Source organism: Roseibium marinum, from assembly GCF_002906165.1.
GTDB classification, from domain to species: Bacteria; Pseudomonadota; Alphaproteobacteria; order Rhizobiales; family Stappiaceae; genus Roseibium; species Roseibium marinum.
In genome coordinates this window covers 271,427-289,111 of sequence record NZ_PPCN01000001.1, presented here as the reverse complement: position 1 = coordinate 289,111, position 17,685 = coordinate 271,427, and the positions used below count along the sequence as shown (strand labels likewise).

Sequence of the window (17,685 nt, the reverse complement as noted above, 5' to 3'; positions counted from 1 at the left end):
CCATGAAATTCCTTAGACGTACAGCCCTTGCGGCGCTTCTGGCGGCAGCGGCCCTGCCCGCCCAGGCGGCGGACCTGACCATCGGCCGCGCCAGCGAGCAGAGCTCGATCGACCCGCAGTTCTCGCGGACTGGCAACAACCAGATGACCGCGACGATGATCTTCGGGCGGCTGGCCGATTTCGACGAGAACCTGCAGATGCAGCCGGGTCTTGCCGAAAGCTGGAAAAACCTCGATCCGCTGACCTGGGAGATCAGCCTGCGGCCCGGCGTCACCTTCCATGACGGGTCGCCCTTCACGGCGGATGACGTGATCTTCTCGCTGGAGCGCACGGACGAAGTGCCCAACAGCCCGGCTCCGTTCACCGACATGGTCTCGGCGATCGCCGCCATGGAGAAGCTGGACGACCACACGATCAGGATCACCACCAACGCCCCGGCGCCGACGCTGATGGAGGATATCGGCCGCGTCTTCATGGTTTCGAAAGCGGCAACGGACGGCATGACCTCCGACGACTTCAACTCCGGCAAGGCCGCGATCGGTACCGGTCCCTACAAGTTCATCAGCTGGTCGCCGAACGAGGCGCTCAAACTGGAAGGTTATGACGGCTACTGGGGCGACAAGCCCGATTTCAAGGATGTCGAAATCCGCTTCATCTCCAACGACGCGGCCCGCGTCTCCGCGCTGCTGTCGGGCGCCGTCGACCTGATCGACGCGGTTCCACCGGAGGATATCGGCTGGTTCGCCAAGACGGAGGGCATGCATGTCGTCTCAACGGCGAGCGGGCGCGTCATCTATCTGGGCCTGTCCATGCGCGGGGACCAGGCGCCGGGCGTCACGGACCTGGAAGGCAATCCGCTGCCGGAGAATCCGTTCAGGGATGCCCGCGTGCGCAAGGCGATCTCGCTGATGATCGACCGCGAGCTTATCGTCGACCGCATTCTCGGCGGGTCCGGCATTCCGGCGGGCCAGATCGGCGCTCCGGGGCTTGGCGGCCATGCCGACGATCTTGGCCCCGACGGGCGTGACGTCGAAAAGGCGGCGCAACTGCTTGCGGAGGCCGGATATCCGGACGGATTCGGGATCACTCTCTCCTCGTCGAACAACCGTTTTCCGGGCGACGCGGATCTGGTTCAGGCGCTCGGACAGATGTTGGCGCGAGGCGGCCTGAAGGTGAACGGCGTCGAGGCATTGCCCTACAACGTTTATTCCAAGGCCGCGACCAATGGCGACTACGGCGCATTTGTCTTCTCGCTGGGGGCTTCGACCCCGACCACCGCGCCGCTTCTGTTGAGCCTGCTGCACACCTACGACAAGGACGCCAAGAAGGGTTCCTTCAACCGGGTACGGTTCTCCGATCCGGAGTTCGACGCAGCCCTTGACGTTGCCATGCAGGAATTCGATCCGGCCAAGCGCAACGCGTTGCTGGCCGATGCCACTGTCATGGTCTTCGCCGGCGAACCCGTCGTACCGCTGTACTGGCAGAAGGTGCATTGGGCGATGAAGGACGGCCTTTCCATCAAGGGCGGACTGGCCGAAGCCACCCTGCCGCAAGCAGTGGAAAAAGTCGAGTGAGCCAAATGCCGGAAGCAGACGCCGGCCTGGGGCCGGCGGTTCTCCTCGCCGACGATGTCGCCGTGCATCGCAACGTCATGGTGACGATGCGCGACGGCGTCCGGCTGGCGACGGATATCTACCGCCCGGCCTCAAGCGGCCGGGTGGCGGAGGATTCCCGCCCGGTGATCCTGGAGCGCACGCCCTACAACAAAAGCGGCACGCCCAGGACCGAATTCTCCGTGGACGACCCGGTGCCGATGACACGGGAGGCGCTTGCGACCCGGCTGGTGCGGGAAGGCTATGCGGCCGTCTTTCAGGACTGCCGCGGCCGCCATGGTTCGGAAGGCACGTTCACCAAATATGTGCATGAGGGCGAGGACGGCTATGACACCATGGCGTGGATCACCGGCCAGCCCTTTTGCTCCGGCCGGATAGGCACCATGGGCCTCAGCTATGCCGCCCATACCCAGATGGCGCTTGCCTGTCTCAACCCGCCGGGACTTGCCTGCATGGTTCTGGATTCCGGCGGCTTTTCCAACGCGTTCACCTGCGGCATCCGCCAGGGTGGCGCCTTCGAACTGAAGCAGGCGATCTGGGCCTATAACCACGCAATGGAAAGCCCGGCCGCCCTGCGCGACCCGACCATCCGCGACGCTCTGTCCCAGGAGGACCTGCAAGGATGGATGGGGCGCATGCCGTGGACGGCCGGACGCTCGCCGTTGCAGTGGGATCCCGATTACGAGCGGTATCTGCTCGATCAGTGGCAGAACGGAACCTTCGACGGCTTCTGGAAGAAGATTGGCCTGTGGGCGGCCGGGCACTATCAATCCATCCCGAGAATCCCGATCGTCTTCATGTCGAGCTGGTACGACACCTATGTCCAGACCGCGCTGGAAAATCATGCCGGCCTGAAGGCCGAGCGGCCGAGCGCCCTGATCATGGGTCCGTGGACCCACGGCAACCGTTCGCGCAGCGTATTCGGCGATGTCGATTTCGGTCCCGCCGCCACGCTCGACGGGCAGATCGACGCCGACTGGCTGACTTACCGTCTGCGCTGGTTCGCACACTGGCTGAAGGGAGAGGCCGGGACGGGTCAGGAGAGACGGGTCCACTATTTCCTCATGGGCGGCGGCTCCGGCCGGAAGACGGCCGAAGGTCATCTCGATCACGGCGGCATGTGGTGCGAGGCGCCGGACTGGCCTGTGCCGGGAGCGGTGCCGCTCGACCTTCACCTGCATCCCGGCATGCGGCTCGATGAACGGCCACCTGTCCTGGACGAAAGGCTTTCCTACGATTTCGATCCGCGCGATCCGGTGCCCACCATCGGTGGCGCGCTCACCTCAGGCGAACCGATCTTCACCGGAGGCGGCTTCGACCAGATCGAAGCGCCGGAGTTTTTCGGATGCCGCAACCCAGGCCAGCCTCTGAAGGCGCGGCGCGACGTGTTGTGCTTCGAAGCCGATCCACTGGAAGAGGATCTCATCGTCGTCGGCCCCGTGACCGTACGCCTTCTGGTCTCCACCGACGCGCCGGATACGGACTTCACCGCCAAGCTGATCGATGTCTACCCGCCTTCACGCGACTATCCGAACGGCTATGCGCTCAACATAACCGACGGCATTTTCCGCGTCCGCTACCGCGACGGCTTCGAACAGCCGAAGCCGGTCGATGCGGCGACCGGTGCATTCAGCATCGAGATCACGCCCTTCGCGACGGCAAACCGTTTCGCCAAAGGGCATCGCCTGAGGCTCGACATTTCCTCCTCGAACTTTCCGAAATATGACGTCAATCCCAACACGGGCGAGCCGGAAGGTCAGTCCCGGCACATGCGCACCGCGACCAACACCATTCATTTCGGCCCGGACGGATCCGTCCTGAGACTTCATGTGCTTTAAGGCGCCCCGCGCGATCAACCGGCCTGGCGCCCGAACCCGGGCATGAAGTGCCCGGGTTCGGGCTTGCGGTTTCCGGCGGTGTCCGCGAGCCAGGAGAACAGCCGCAATTGATTGGAGGTGAAAGGCATCAGTTCGGGATGCCACTGGACGCCGAGGACTTGCGGCCGGGAGACCGACTCGATTGCCTGAATGATGCCGTAGTCGTCCCTGGCACTCACTCTGAGGCCGTGTCCGATCTTGTCCACCGACTGGTGGTGCAAGGCGTTCACGCGGCAGCCGTCGCACTCCAGGATCGTGTCGAGCCAGGAGCTTTCCAAAACCGTGATCCGTTTGCGCGGCAGCACGGTTCGCATTTCCGGTGCGCTTTTGAACGCCTCCCATACGTCGGCGTGAAGAGTGCCACCAAGCGCAACGTTGATCATCTGCGCGCCGCGGCAGATCCCCAGAACGGGCAGTCCGCGGCTGACCGCCGAGCGGATGAGCTGCAACTCCAGCGCATCGCGCTGCGGATCGAGCCGGACATCCGGTATCAGGGCCCCACCGTAGAGCGTCGCCGAAATATCGTCGCCGCCGCCGGCGATGACGCCGTCGAGCTCGTCCAGGTCATAGGGTTTTCCGGCGGTGATGCGCCTTGCGGTCGCCCCGGCGCGCCAGAGCGCGAAGCGGATCGCCAGAAATGACCGCCAGCCTCCGCGCGCGGAGGTCGAAACTCCGATCAGCGGTTTCATTTGCCGATCACCCGATTGAGTATCTGGGTGAGTGTTCCGCCTGATTCCGGCGCTCTTTGACGCTCCTGCCTTGCAGACAGAGCAGCCGCCAGTCTGTCCTCATCCGCTGCCAGTGCCTCGACCGACAGCCAGCGATCCCATTCCTTTTCGATCGACCAGTTGCGTGCGCCAAGGGAGGCATTGGGCAGACGGTAGTGAAACGCAGGGCGCACCGCCTCCGGCGGATGACCGAGCGCATCGGCGACAGCGCCTTCATCTATCGATGCGAGCAGTGGCAGCAGATCCAGTTCCCTGTTCTTGCTCGGGTTGGCCCGGCAGTAATCGGCGGCAAAGCGCGCAAAATCCGGCTGATAGTCCGGGTCCAGTATCCTGGCTTCGTAGTCCTGTGGAAACCGGCCGATAAACGGCAGCAAAGTCCTCACACGATCCGGTGCGATCTCCCGGCGCAGGTCCGGTGCACTGATCAGATAGGCCTGCAGGATACGCAGGATCGGCAGGACCTCCCGGCCGGTCCACTCGACATTGAGATGCAGCCCGCAGGCAAGATGCAGATGCTGCGTACCAAGCGCGCCAGCGGCAACGAGACGGTCAAGCAGCGCGTCGATGTCCGCGATCCGCGAGACCGGCAAAGGGTCGGTGACCAGTTCGGTCGGAACGATAGAACCGGTCATGTCGCCGGCGAGACTGCGAACCTTGCGTTCCAGGTCCGACGCGTCGTCCTCGCTGTGCACATATTTGCTGTCGAGTTCGACCGTGAGGTCACCCAGTTCGGTGCCGGTGAGCCGGTAGCGATGACTGTCCTTCTTCTCGATGCTTCCGCCCAGGTCCGCACGGATGAATTCGGCAGCCTGAAGCGCGGTCAGGCCGCCGAATTCAATCTCGACACCGACGCGCCGCGCGCATTCCGGTGTGATCTGTGAGCCGGATTGCGCCGCGCCGGAAAGTCCGGGCCGCTCTGTCTTGTTCAATTCAGCAAACTTCATGCGCTTTACCCCGCTGTTGCGGGGAAAACGCCTGAAATGGAGATCCGTTCCAACTTTCGGGAAGACGCGCAGCTCTCAGCTCCGCTGCGGCAGCGGGGTATTCCTACCTGATATGTGCCGCGCAGCGGGCCTTCGCCGCTTCGATGCCGCCGCCCTTGTCCTGGGCTTCGATCACGAGAATCTCGCCCCCGGCGCTGGTGAGGATTGCCAGGTCGCAGACATCGGCGGAGGGGACAGGAGCTTTCGCGGATTTTCGTTTGCCGGAAGACCAGTAATAAACCAGTTCCTTCGGGTCTTCGCGGTCAAGAACCCGGTCGGTGGCATCTCTCTTGAGGTCCTGCTCCAGGGCGATCACCTGGTCGGGCGGGCCGTATTCGGCGAAAAACGCCGCGGTCGTCCGGCCGATAAATTCGCTTTCAAGCCGGGCATTATGCGCATCGGACTGGCAGGCCCCGGTCAGAAGCGCCAACGGCAGGGCGGCATGACGTGCTGCGCCCGCGCAGGCTTTGAACAGGAAAAGACTGTTCCGCAGCAGGCGTTCCAGGTGAGGTTGCATCCGGACACCTCCGGGCGACTGGCCGTGTGACGTCAGGAAATGGTCAGTTCCAGCGCGGGGTGCAGACGCTGCAGGTTGCGGAGGGATTTCGACTGCCAGGGGATCGATTTCGATCCGAGTACCCGGACGCCGACTTCAGGCTGCTTCCTGATTTCAATGGTGAATTTGGCAAGCAGGTTGATGCCCGAGCTGTTGAGAAACTCCAGGCTGGTCAGATCCAGTGTGATGAGTTCCGGCTTGGAGGCGAGAATGGAATTCATGGCTTCCAGGATCGGTGCATAGGCATCCGTGCCGGAAAGCCGCATCGTACCTTCATAGTGGATGGTCGAACCTTCAGTCCAAACGCGGTAATCGTTCGTGCTGATTTCCATTTTGGTATCTTCCTTCGGAATATTTCAGCGATCAGGAAAGTCGCAAAGACGCATAAGTCGTCAACTCAACGCCTTCAGTTACATGCTCGGACGCGAAAGACCAGCCCAATTTGGCTTCGTAATCGCTCATGAGCGTGAGGATTCCAAGTCCCGAACCGGTCGAGTCCGGATCAAGGGCATTTTCCTCGATGCGTTCCAGCAACAGCTCTCCGGGCTCGCGTTCGAGCAGTTTCGTCAGGTGCCCTTTAAAGCTTTCCGCTGTCCGCGCATCGATCCGGTTCTTGATCAGGATTTCAAACGTTCCGCCATCCAGACTGCCGACAATTTCGATATCGCCGCCTTTTCGGAACTTGATGGCGTTTTCCAGGATTTCGTTGATCATGTAGCTGATGCTATGGCGGGCGTCCACTGGATCCACGTTCCCGTCACACGCCCGGCTGAAATACTCACCGATGAAATCGGAGGTGACACCGCAGTGATGCCAGCTCAGCTCCAGCGGCTCCGCCATTAATTTGAGGGCAAAGCGCTTGGCATCGGCACCATTGACTGCAGCCGTTATTCCGTAATCCTCGACCATACCCTACCTATGCTTCAGAACGACAAGCGTGATGTCATCGAATACTTTGTATCCGCCGATATGCGACTTGACATCAGTTATGACCGCTTCCGCAATACCCTTTGCGGATTTCAGCCGGTTTTCGTGTGCACTCTCGCTGAGCCGATCGATGCCGAACATCTCGCCCTTTTCGTTTTCCGCCTCGGTGATGCCGTCCGTGTGCAGGATGAGAATGTCCTCCGGGCCGAAGGGCATGACCAGCGTGGCCACGAAGGGCGAGATGTCCTCTTCAAGCCCCACAGGGAAGCCGAGATCGATCGTGTCGATGCGTTCCGTCTCGCCGTTCGCGCGGATGATCAGAACCTCTTCGTGCTGGCCCGACAATGTCACCTTGCCCTCGAAGTAATCGACAAAGGCCAGTGTCAGGTGCTTGTCGGAGCGGGTTCTGGTGATGTTTTTGTAGACCGCCCGGTTCAGGACATCGAGGAAGGCGACTGGATCCCTGTCACCCTTTTCCTGCAGCGCCAGGGCGACCGACTGGACCATCAGCATCAGGACGCCGCTTTCCAGGCCGTGCCCGGTCACGTCGCCGATGCCGACCTTGATGTGCTCGCCGTCGAACAGGACGTCGTAATAGTCTCCGCCGACCTCGTCCGCCGGTTCCATGAAGGCGGCGATCTCGATCTGCGGGATGACCTCCAGCTCGCTGCGGCGCGGAAGCACCATTTCCTGAATACGCCTGGCAACGTCGAGTTCCGCGCCCAGCCTGCTGTTTTCGGACTTCAGGCGCGCATTGAGCGCAACGATCTCGCTGTTGGCGGTTTCAAGCTTCCTGGTGCGTTCCTCGACCAGATTCTCCAGGTTTTCGGTGTGATAGCTGATCTCTTCCGCCATGCGGTTGAACGCCAGTCCGACGGCCGCCACCTCGTCGCGCGTGGGGATTTCAACCCGGACGGAATAGTCCTTGTTCTGCAGGGCCCTTGCGGCATCGGCCAGGCGTGACAGGCCCTTGGTGATACGGCCCGAGATCGCATAGACAGCCAGGAAGACCACGACGATACTGAAGAAGAACGCGATGATCTGGTAGTTCAAAATGCGTGCTGTCGCCGCGGAGATATTGTCGGTCGCGTCGATCAGGGACTGGTAGATCTCCCGCTCCGAGACGACGAACCCGAGGGTCATCGTCTCACTGGTGATGCCCGCGCCATCCCACAGATTGGTGGGATTGAGCTGCTTGAGCACGAGGAGATAGGGCACTTCCTCGCCGCCCTGATCGAGGAAGATATGTTCGATGACCGTGTCATGGGTGGCATTGAGCTCAAGCGAGGCGATCGCGCCCTGGCTGCTTTCCTTCAGGTTCCGGTTGACCCCGGTAACGCCCTGGCCGCTGACATCGGTGGAGACGAGGCCCAGCGTTTCCTCGCCTATGCTGTTGGTCGCCACAACATTGCCGTCGGACATGGCCAGGAACCCGAATCCGGTCTCGGAAATTTCAAGGCTCTCAACCAGCGATGTGAGCTGTTCAAGGGTGATGTCGACCGCCACCATGCCGGCCAGTTCCTTGCGGTCGCCGCTCCACAGCGGATGAAAGAAACTGACGATCAGTTCACCGGTGATCGCGTCGACATAGGGCGCCGTGGTGACGATGTTGGAGTCGACCGGTTTCGAGGACGGGTCGTCGATCCAGCCCTGCCAACCCTCGTAGACGCCGGGGAAAAAGAAATCCCAGAAATTCGGGCCTTCGTTATGCCCCGGATAGAGCAGATCGAATGTCTGCGCCTGTTCGGAATAGGGTGTCGCCCGCATGATCGAGGCGTCTTTCGGGCCGACATAATAGATCTGCAGCTTCGGCGCGCCCGTTGCCATCATCGAAGGTCCGACGAGGCTGAGGAAGGCACTCTTTTTCAGCTCCTCGGCGGCTTTCGGCACCGGTTGCCTGTTTTCGTCGAGCAGATACCCCCAGACGCTGACGGCCGAGGGCACACCGGCCCCGTTCTGGGCCCAGCCTCCCTTGGCGTCATAGGCCAGGGGCGAGGAAAATTCCGGGCTGCCGGCAACGGTATCGCCGACCGCGTCCTGGATTTCAGGATGATCGATCAGCGTCTGCATGGTGGTGGCGAGCGTCGCGAGCTCCGAGTGCACCCGCTCGATCAGCAGATCGGCCCGGAACGCCGTCGTGTCGATATAGGTCTGGAGATATTCCTCGGTCGCGGTGGTGAGACCGTCACCGACCTGCTGCGTGGCGTCCCTGGAAAGCCGCTGGACGTTCCAGATGCCGATCCCGCCCGCGAGCGCAAGGTCGAACAGCACGGCGGCGCCCACGACCAGCATGAATTTGGCGCGGAAGCTGCGCAGCGAAAAGCGGCCGATCTGCCTTTCGTTCGGTGAAGTGGTTGCCGGTGTTGTCATAGTGGTTTACGCCCCGAGGCCACCCAGATCGGCCAGCCGGCATAACCTTTGGGGTGAAGCGCCGCGAATATGTGGTCGTCGAACCCCTTGGCGAAGCGTTCGACGAAGGCCGCGTCGTCACCGCGTTCGCTTGCCATCTTGCCGGCGAAGAGGTTTTTCCACGATGCAATGACATCGGCGAAGCCCTGCGGGTCACCATCCGTGCTGGTGACCATGAAGGATCCGATGGTCACGTCCTCGAACCCGCCTTCAAGCATCAGGCGCCGGCTTTTCGGCCCGATTTCGATATCCATGTCGAAATGGTGCCAGAGTTTGGCGACCTCGTTATAGGTCCACTGGATCGACTCGCCGCGCGGTTCGCCCAGGCAGTGGGAATTCTTCTCGTTGCTGACGTAGACGCGGCCGCCCGGCTTGCAGATGCGGAACAGTTCCTTGAGGATCAGCTCGGGCCGGTCGAACACCTGGAGGGAATGCCTGCAGGTCACGAAATCGAACTGATCGTCCTCCAGCAGCATGTCGGCGGCATCGCCGAAAACATAGTCGATCCCCTTGATGCCGAAATCCGCCGCGACCTGGCGCGCGTAGTCGAGGCTCGATTTGGAATGATCCAGTGCGACCAGCCGGTCCGGGCTGAATTCCTTCTGCATCAGGACCGCGAAATCTCCGATCCCGCAGCAGATGTCGGCAACCTGCATACCCGGCTTCAGGCCGTGCTTGCGCAGCAGGTCCTTTTCATGATGCCACGTCAGTTTCGTCTGGGTGCGCAGAACGTGGATGAACTCGCTGTCCTCGACAAAGGACTGCCCGGGGTAGAACTCGCTGTCGTATTCGCTGACCGTGATCTTGTCTGACATGGTTTCGAGAACCGCGAATTTCCGGGTCGCCCAGCCAACCACACTCGACGTGGTCACGTGGACATTCAGATCGCTGCGGCCGTGCACCAGATCCAGGATCTTGCAGGCGAAGGCCTGGAAGGCGACATTGTTCATCCGTACCAGACGGCGGACATTCACGTAGAACTTGCCGCTCACATTGGCGACCGAATGCTCGAGCTCTGAAATGCAGCCGCTCAGCTCTTCCGCGTTCTGCGGGCGAAGGCTGCCGTGCAGGGCGAACTCCTGATCGTTTTCGTTATAGGTCCACTGAAACGCCTGGGTGGTTTTTTCCGCAATCATTCTTTTTCGTCCTCAAGCGCGAGTTCGGCAACCAAACACATCCGGCCGTCCGCGGTCCGGTCGATGGAGAGCCTGGCGCCGTAGTCGACGCCGAGTTCCAGAAGTCCGAGGCTCGCATCCGGTTCGTCCTCGGTGAACAACGCCTCCAGATACAGCTTTTCCGCATTGCCGCCGGACAGTTTTTCGATCGCTTCCCGGTAAACCCGGAAGGTCTCTTCGTCCGCCGGAAAAACCAGTTCGATCCGGTCCAGGCCGTCCCGCCGCCGAACCGAGCATTCCAGCTTGCCGGACTTGCCGTGAACCCTGAAGACGGTTTCCAGCAATTCGTTCAGGGCGGACGAGTAGAGATTTGAAAACAGGAGGGAATCAAGCCGGTTGTGGCTGACCATCCGGGCCAGATATGCCGAGAGAAGATCGCAATGTGCCCAGTTTGAGCAAAAATCCCCGATATCCAAATCCATCTGAAGCATCTGCGGCAAATCCGGCCGCGGCAATGAGCCTTCAGAAGTTGCAGGCATTTCTATTCCCCCGTTGGCGTAATCCATTGCACCCCTGTGCAGTGGGATGCGGTTTTACAATGAACCTGGAAATTACGCCGTTATCATTCGTGTCATCGGTAATTCATGTATTTAACAATACGGTGTCGCTCATTGCCAAGGATTTATCAACAGCAAACGCTCACGTCGATTTCCTTCATTATCGGCAAAAGAGCCGAGCTTAATCTTCGACTTGCCTCCTTGCGCCCGGGGCCGGGCCAGGCAACCAAGGGCATCATGAGTGGACCATGACCAGCAAAAATTCTTCCAGCGCCGTCTGCCGTTCGACCGATCCGCAGGAGGAGGTCCGCCAATTGCGACGGGACCTTGAAGAGCTCCGGGCCGACCATGAAGACCTGCAACTGCTCTACGAGGCGACGATAGAGCACGGAGAAGCTGTCGAGGATCAGCTGGCCGAATACAATATCCTGCTCACCAGAACCCAGGAACGCCTGGAAGCGGAGCTGCGCGACGCCGGAAACTACCTGCATTCCATCCTGCCGGACAAAAGATCCGCCGGGCCGCGGGCGGACTGGCTGCTCGTGCCGTCAACCGAACTGGGTGGCGATTCGTTCGGCTATCACGACCTGGATGAGGATCATTTCGCGATCTATCTCATCGACGTGTGCGGTCACGGGGTCGGCGCTGCCCTGTTGTCCGTCGCCATCATCAACGTGCTGCGGACCAATGCGCTGGCCGCCACCGATTTTCGCGATCCGCCGGATGTTCTGGCGAAACTCAACAATGCCTTTCCGATGGACCGGCAGAACAACATGTTCTTCACCATCTGGTACGGCGTCTTTCAACGCTCCACGGGAAGGCTTTTTTACGCCTCGGGCGGTCATCCCGCGGCGATACACCTGAGACGCACACCGGACGGCGAGGAGGTGACCGGCCTCGGTACGCCGGACGGAATGGTCATCGGCGCGCTCGCGGACATGCCGTTTGATGGCGGGAGTTTCCAGATACAGCCGGGAGACCGGCTGCTGGTCATCAGCGACGGCACCTACGAGATCGAGGACGAAACCGGGGCGACGCTCACATGGGACCGGCTTGCGGAAAAAGTCCGGGCGGTGAACGGCGCCGTCCCGCGAGCCATCTATGACTGGCTTGCCGCCTTCAACCACACCGCTCCGCTGCCGGATGATTTTTCCATGGTGGAATTTTCGTTTTAGGTCAATCGGGACGGGTCGGCAGCAACACCCGTGTCCGGTTGACCCCGCCGGTCCTTTCGGTGACGACCGTATCGGCGAACTGGTGAACCAGGAACAGGCCGAGGCCGCCGATCCCCATCGCGTCAAGGTCGTCAACTTCAGCCGGCCCCGCCGGCGGGGCGCTGCTGTCGAATGGCAAGGCCCTGTCCGCCAGTGTCAGTTCGACATGGTCCGGTCCGAGCGCCGCCGAGACTTCGATCTCGTCCTTGCCGCCGTCGGGATAGCCATAGGACACCGTGTTGCTGAACAGTTCCTCGACGACGAGAAGCAGCGTGCGCCGGACTGCGTCGGTCAGCCCGACTGTTCCGGCAAAGGCTTCCAGGGCGGCATAGACCGCGGGAAGTTCCGCAATATCGTTTCGAACAATTACCGTTTCGACATCCGCAGCCATACTAGAGCACTTTAAAAGAATACGGAGCCGCTTGACCCGTTTTTCGGGTCTGCCGGCAAGGCGCGCTCAGAACCGTGGCCTTTCTGGCCACAAGCTGACCGCAACGCTGTCCGGCCGGCGTGAAAAACGAACCTTCGGTGGATTTTATCAGCCCATCTCCGGCGCTGCGGATCTTGCCCGATGCCCCGCATCGCGCTGCGATCCGCGTCTTGGATATAGGCTGATAAAATCCCATCAAGCGACTCCGTATTCTTTTAAAGTGCTCTAGCCCTGCCGGTCTGGATTTTTTGAAAAGCCCGTCCCTTATCCGGTCCGGCCGGCCATTTCCCCGGCTTCGGCCAGGGTATCTGCCACTTTCAGGATCTTCAGGAAGCCGGATATTTTCAGGACCTCGTATACGGACGGGTTGACCTGGAACAGGACCAGCTTGTCCCCGGACGGCGCCAGCAGCTTGGCGATTATGAGCAGCGACCGCAGCCCGAAACTGGTCACATAATCGACCTTTTCCATATCGATCAGCAGCGTCCCGGACTTTTGCTCCACAAGGCTCTTGAGATAGGCCTCGAAGGTCCTGGCGCTGAGCGTGTCCAGTTTGCCCGCGGGAGATACGACGGCAAATCCTTCTTCTGTCCGGTGTTCGATCGTGATTTCAGACGTATCTGCTGTCATTGCCAATCCCTAAACCGACGGACCGGAGGCATCCGTCTTCAAGCGCTGCGCCGATGCGCATCACCGCAATCTCGGCCTGAATCTTGTAAGTTTTATAAAGGTGTCACACGCAAGCCGTTACGAGATTGGGAATCGGCACAGTTTTCGACCGCCGTTTCCCGCATCTCAACGACCCGGAGTGCCCTCATGGCCGGTGAAGATCCCTTGGCGACACTTGAAGATCCCAGAATCGGCGTGGGTCTTGCCGCGCTCGAAAATCCGGAAACGCAGGAAGATTTTCGCGAAAGCGCTGAATTCGAGTCCCTGGAAAGCGAATTCCGCAAGATGGAAACCGGCGGCCCGAACGCGGTGAGGTGGAAGCAGCTGAACGACGACACCGTCAAGGTGCTGCAATCGTCGTCGAAGGATCTGGTGCTGGCCACCCGGCTGGCTTTCGGGCTCTTCGTCGAGGAAGGCTACCGGGGTCTGGCGGTGGGGCTCGTCATTTTGCGCGACATGACCGGCGCTCACTGGGAAACGATGATCCCGCCCGTCCGGCGGGAGCGCGGCAGGGCGGGCGCTTTCGATTGGCTCGCCGAAAAACTGGCGCCGATGGTCGAGGCGAAGAAGCCGGACGGCAAGGCAAACGCCGAAGTCCATGTCGCGCACGAAGCCCTGCTCGAACTGGACAACAGCCTTGAACAGAAGATGACCAAATCCCAGGTTGCGCTCGGTCCGCTGGTACGCGCGCTCCGCCCCTATGCAAGGGATGCCAAGGCCACCCTGGAAGAAGTCAGGAAGGCGGCGGAAGCGGCAGCGGCAGCGGCGGCGCCCCCGCCTCCGGCAGAAGAGGCATCGGCACAGGCCGATCAGGCAGCGGCGGACGGATCGGCACAAAGTGCGGCGGTCGAGACGCCTCAACCTGCGGCGGCCGCCCCCGCAGCAGCCACCCCGGCGCCTCCGGCCCCCGCGCCGGTGACGTCCGTTGCGCCTATCGAGGTCGATACGTCGAACGCCAGTGCCGCGATCCAGAGTGTTTTCAATGCTGCCACCAAAGCCGCATCAACCCTCCGGCGCGAGGCTCTTACCGACGCCAGGGGCTATCACGCCGCCCGCTTCGCCCTCTGGGGTACGGTTGAGGGTCCGCCCCCGCACCAGAACGGCAAAACCGCGCTGCCGCCGCCTCAGAAAAACAAGATCGCCGAAATCGCCGCGCTTAAATCGGCGGGGAACACGGAAGGTCTGATCAATTCGGCGGAATCCGCGTTTGTCACGTCTCCCTTCTGGCTGGATACGCAATTTTTTCTGGCCGAAGCCATGACCGGGGCAGGGCCAGCCTACGAGGCCGCCCGCCTGCTGGTCGTCAGCGAGCTGTCCGCCTTTCTGCGGCGCGTGCCGGATATCGCGGGCCTGACCTTCAGCGACGGCACGGCTTTCGCCAGCATGGAGACGCGGGAGTGGGTGGCGCGGGAAGTCCAGGCAGGCGGAGGCGGAGGATCGGTTCCCTCAGGATCGGACCTCGACAAGGCCTTTTCGGCCGCCGTCCAGCAGGCGCTTGCGGGAAAACCCGCCGACGGACTTACGGTGCTCAAGAACCACGTGTCGGGGTGCGGTGCCGGCCGCGACTGGTTCAAGGCGCAGCTCAAGATCGGCGAATTCTGCCTGCGGTTCGACCTGGTTCACCCCCTGTTCGCGCTGCTCGGCTCCTTGCGCGCCATTGCGGTGGAAAGAGACCTTGCGCATTGGGAGCCGGAGCTCGCCATCGCCCTTGCCAGACTGTCCTGGCAGAGCCTTGGCCACAAGAACGCGAAACAGATGCTGCCGGACGCCGATGCGTTGAAGCTGCGGGCAAACCTGATGGAAACCCTGTCCCTGCTTGACGTTGCAGAGGCGGCGGAACTCGCCGGACGGAAGTAGCCGACAAGGTTTTGCGCGAAGAAAGATCAGAATTTTCAGCCGACTAAATAGAACTGACACATACAGCCAGTAGGAATGATTGGAATTTTCAATTCAAGGGCGCGGGAAACAGTATCCCGGCCAAATCAAGTCTGTTTGACTACGGGGGACGTGATGGCAAAGGAAGCTTCGGTAGCACCCAAGGAACGGGTGAACATCAAATACAAACCGGCAACCGGTGATGCGAAAGAGGAAGTCGAGCTGCCGTTGAAAATGGTCATGCTCGGCGACTATACGTTGCGGGCTGACGACACTCCGATCGAAGACCGGACACTCATCAACATCAACAAGGACAACTTCAACGAAGTCATGAAGAGCCATGACCTTTCCCTGGACATGTCCACGGAAAACAAGCTCGCCGATACGCCGGAAGGCGGCGAGCCGGAAAATCTGTCCGTTTCCCTGAAATTCGACAATCTGGGTGATTTCACACCGGAATCGATCGTCCGCCAGACCCCTGAGCTCAACAAGCTTCTCGAACTGCGCGAAGCTCTCGTCGCCCTGAAGGGGCCGCTCGGCAACGTCCCGGCATTCCGCAAGGCCATCCAGGGCGTCCTTGGTGACGAAGCGGCGCGCGAAAAGCTTCTTTCCGAACTGACCAATGCGGCGGACGGCGGCAAAGACGGGTCGGAGTGATCCGGCAAGCCATGGCGTAGCCGCGAACGGTTTCGATCACGCCTATTCGACTTCTTCCAATTGACGAGATGACACATGACAGACCTTGACGCACAGCAGGGCGCTGCAGGCCAGACTGAAGAACTCGACGCATCCCTACTGGATCAGATTCTTCAGGAAACCAAACTGACGCCCGCCGATGACGGCTATGATGTCGCCCGCAAGGGCGTGGCCGCGTTTATTTCAGAACTGCTCAAGCCGGCGGCCGGAGACACGCAGGTCAACGGTGCGGCGATCGACATGATGATCGCGGAAATCGACCAGAAACTTTCCACACAGGTCGACCAGATCCTTCATCATGACGATTTCAAAACCCTTGAATCCGCCTGGCGCAGCCTGAAGTTCGTCATCGACCGGACCGACTTCCGCCAGAACATCAAGGTCGAGATGATGAGCGTCTCGAAGGACGAGCTTCTGGAGGATTTCGAAGACAGCCCCGAAGTGGTCAAGTCCGGCCTCTACAAACACGTCTATACCGCTGAATACGGCCAGTTCGGCGGACAGCCGGTCGGCGCCATCGTCACCAACTACGACTTCGGCCCGAACGCCCCCGACATCAAGCTGGCCCAGTATTGCGCCAGCGTCGGCTCCATGGCGCATGCCCCGTTCATCGCGGGCACGGCGCCGTCCATGTTCGGCGTCGACAGTTTCGAGGAAATTCCGAACCTGAAGGACATGGAGTCCATTTTCGAAGGGCCGAAATACGCCAAGTGGAACTCCTTCCGTGAATCGGAAGACGCGCGTTACTTCGCCCTGGCGATGCCGCGTTTCATGCTGCGGACACCCTACGGACCGGAAACCTCGCCGGTCAAAGCGTTCAACTACGAAGAAGATGCCACCAGCAACAGCGACAACTATCTTTGGGGCAACGCCTCCTTCGCCCTTGCGACAAAGCTGACGGACAGTTTCGCGAAATACCGCTGGTGCCCGAACATCATCGGTCCGCAGTCGGGTGGTGCGGTGGAAGACCTGCCGGTTCACTCGTTCGAGGCGATGGGTCAGCTTCAATCCAAGATCCCGACGGAAGTTCTGGTCTCCGACCGCAAGGAATACGAGCTCGCCGAACAGGGCTTCATTTCGCTGACCATGCGCAAGGGCAGCGACAATGCCGCCTTCTTCTCCGCCAACTCCGTGCAGAAGCCGAAATTCTTCGGCAATTCGCCGGAAGGCAAGGATGCGGAGCTCAACTACAAGCTCGGCACGCAGCTTCCCTACATGATGATCATCAACCGCCTGGCGCATTACATCAAGGTGCTTCAGCGGGAGAATATCGGCAGCTGGAAAGACCGCGGCGAGCTTGAATCGGAACTGAACAGCTGGATCCGGCAGTATGTGTCCGATCAGGACAACCCGTCCGCCGACGTGCGTTCGCGCCGGCCGCTGCGCAAGGCCCAGATCACCGTGTCGGATGTCGAGGGGGAACCGGGCTGGTACAGCGTCTCCATGGGCGTGCAGCCGCACTTCAAATACATGGGCGCGGACTTCACGCTGTCGCTGAAAGGCAAGCTGGACAAGGCCTGATAGCGGTCCTTGCTCCCCGCTTCAACACCCATGACAGGTGCCAGCCAGCGGCTGGCACCTGTGCTGCATGGAAGAGAGTTTCCCAAAATGGCTGTGAGTTTGTTTCAACGGCTGGAAAATGACGTCACGGGCTTGCACTACCGGAATGCCGACGAATTCGAAGCCGCTGTTCTGGAAAGTGTTCTGGAAGATCTGCGGATCCTGCTGAACAGCTCCGCGGGCTGCTGCGAAACCTGTCCGGACTACGGTCTGAGCGACTTCAATTCGGTCTCCACGTCGCACAAGGACACCGCTTCGGAAATCTGCCGGGACATCGAGCGCCAGATCCGCAGCTTCGAACCGCGGTTGCGCAATCCGGTCGTCCGGGCGGTCGAGGACGCCGACAAGCCGCTCGACTTCCTTTTCAACGTGGAAGCCGAACTGGATCTCGGCGGAAGTTCAAAGCGGATCCGGTTCGATTCCATTCTGGACAACAGCGGACAAATACGGGTGACCGCTTAAGGGCACCAGGGGCA

General features: G+C 60.9%; 17 protein-coding genes. 7 read left to right on the top strand and 10 right to left on the bottom strand.

The window, feature by feature from the left end:
- Positions 1-2: 2 nt before the first annotated feature.
- Positions 3-1,574, top strand: coding sequence for an ABC transporter substrate-binding protein (locus tag CLV41_RS01290; RefSeq protein ID WP_103220475.1), 1,572 nt, complete (start codon positions 3-5; stop codon positions 1,572-1,574).
- A gap of 5 nt (positions 1,575-1,579) precedes the next feature.
- On the top strand, positions 1,580-3,451 hold the full coding sequence (locus CLV41_RS01285; protein ID WP_235867033.1) for a CocE/NonD family hydrolase: 1,872 nt from the start codon (positions 1,580-1,582) through the stop codon (positions 3,449-3,451).
- Between the two features lie 14 nt (positions 3,452-3,465).
- On the opposite strand, the gene CLV41_RS01280 is transcribed toward CLV41_RS01285, so the two are convergent.
- The 8 genes from CLV41_RS01280 to CLV41_RS01245 all read right to left on the bottom strand — a co-directional run bounded on the left by CLV41_RS01280 (position 3,466) and on the right by CLV41_RS01245 (position 10,690).
- A complete protein-coding gene (locus CLV41_RS01280; RefSeq protein ID WP_103220474.1) occupies positions 3,466-4,179 on the bottom strand; it encodes a gamma-glutamyl-gamma-aminobutyrate hydrolase family protein in 714 nt (237 codons plus the stop codon).
- On the bottom strand, positions 4,176-5,162 hold the full coding sequence (locus tag CLV41_RS01275) for an amidoligase family protein (RefSeq protein WP_103220473.1): 987 nt from the start codon (positions 5,160-5,162) through the stop codon (positions 4,176-4,178). Before CLV41_RS01275 ends, CLV41_RS01280 begins: the two co-directional genes overlap by 4 nt.
- 103 nt (positions 5,163-5,265) lie before the next feature.
- Positions 5,266-5,718 carry a hypothetical protein gene (locus CLV41_RS01270; RefSeq protein WP_103220472.1) on the bottom strand — a complete coding sequence of 151 codons (453 nt, stop codon included), beginning with the start codon at positions 5,716-5,718 and terminating at the stop codon, positions 5,266-5,268.
- Positions 5,719-5,750: 32 nt separating this feature from the next.
- Complete coding sequence (locus CLV41_RS01265; protein ID WP_103220471.1) at positions 5,751-6,089, bottom strand: slr1659 superfamily regulator; 339 nt, start codon at positions 6,087-6,089, stop codon at positions 5,751-5,753.
- Positions 6,090-6,120: 31 nt separating this feature from the next.
- On the bottom strand, positions 6,121-6,666 hold the full coding sequence (locus tag CLV41_RS01260; protein ID WP_103220470.1) for a slr1658 superfamily regulator: 546 nt from the start codon (positions 6,664-6,666) through the stop codon (positions 6,121-6,123).
- Positions 6,667-6,669: 3 nt separating this feature from the next.
- Positions 6,670-9,054, bottom strand: coding sequence for a SpoIIE family protein phosphatase (locus CLV41_RS01255; protein WP_103220469.1), 2,385 nt, complete (start codon positions 9,052-9,054; stop codon positions 6,670-6,672).
- Complete coding sequence (locus CLV41_RS01250) at positions 9,051-10,229, bottom strand: class I SAM-dependent methyltransferase (protein WP_103220468.1); 1,179 nt, start codon at positions 10,227-10,229, stop codon at positions 9,051-9,053. The genes CLV41_RS01255 and CLV41_RS01250 overlap by 4 nt, the downstream gene beginning before the upstream one ends.
- Positions 10,226-10,690 (bottom strand): ubiquinone biosynthesis methyltransferase UbiE, encoded by a 465-nt coding sequence (locus CLV41_RS01245; protein WP_146048473.1) that lies wholly within the window; start codon positions 10,688-10,690, stop codon positions 10,226-10,228. Before CLV41_RS01245 ends, CLV41_RS01250 begins: the two co-directional genes overlap by 4 nt.
- A 323-nt stretch (positions 10,691-11,013) precedes the next feature.
- Here CLV41_RS01245 and CLV41_RS01240 point away from each other — a divergent pair, with 323 nt between their 5' ends.
- A complete protein-coding gene (locus CLV41_RS01240) occupies positions 11,014-11,940 on the top strand; it encodes a PP2C family protein-serine/threonine phosphatase (RefSeq protein WP_103220466.1) in 927 nt (308 codons plus the stop codon).
- 1 nt (position 11,941) lies between these two features.
- Here the strand turns inward: CLV41_RS01240 and CLV41_RS01235 are convergent, their stop codons facing one another.
- Together CLV41_RS01235 and CLV41_RS01230 are read right to left on the bottom strand one after the other, a co-directional pair.
- Positions 11,942-12,370, bottom strand: coding sequence for an ATP-binding protein (locus CLV41_RS01235; RefSeq protein WP_103220465.1), 429 nt, complete (start codon positions 12,368-12,370; stop codon positions 11,942-11,944).
- 303 nt (positions 12,371-12,673) lie between these two features.
- A complete protein-coding gene (locus CLV41_RS01230) occupies positions 12,674-13,039 on the bottom strand; it encodes an STAS domain-containing protein (RefSeq protein WP_146048472.1) in 366 nt (121 codons plus the stop codon).
- A 186-nt stretch (positions 13,040-13,225) separates the two neighbouring features.
- Between CLV41_RS01230 and tssA the strand changes: the two genes are divergently transcribed.
- From tssA to tssE, 4 genes are all read left to right on the top strand, one after another.
- Entirely contained in the window at positions 13,226-14,935 is a 1,710-nt protein-coding gene (gene tssA / locus CLV41_RS01225; protein WP_103220463.1) for a type VI secretion system protein TssA, read from the top strand.
- Between the two features lie 153 nt (positions 14,936-15,088).
- Entirely contained in the window at positions 15,089-15,610 is a 522-nt protein-coding gene (gene tssB / locus CLV41_RS01220) for a type VI secretion system contractile sheath small subunit (protein ID WP_103220462.1), read from the top strand.
- 75 nt (positions 15,611-15,685) lie between these two features.
- Complete coding sequence (tssC, locus tag CLV41_RS01215) at positions 15,686-17,170, top strand: type VI secretion system contractile sheath large subunit (protein WP_103220461.1); 1,485 nt, start codon at positions 15,686-15,688, stop codon at positions 17,168-17,170.
- Positions 17,171-17,257: 87 nt separating this feature from the next.
- The gene (gene tssE, locus CLV41_RS01210) at positions 17,258-17,671 is read left to right on the top strand and encodes a type VI secretion system baseplate subunit TssE (RefSeq protein ID WP_170107083.1); all 414 of its coding nucleotides are present in this window, start codon (positions 17,258-17,260) and stop codon (positions 17,669-17,671) included.
- Positions 17,672-17,685: the final 14 nt, after the last annotated feature.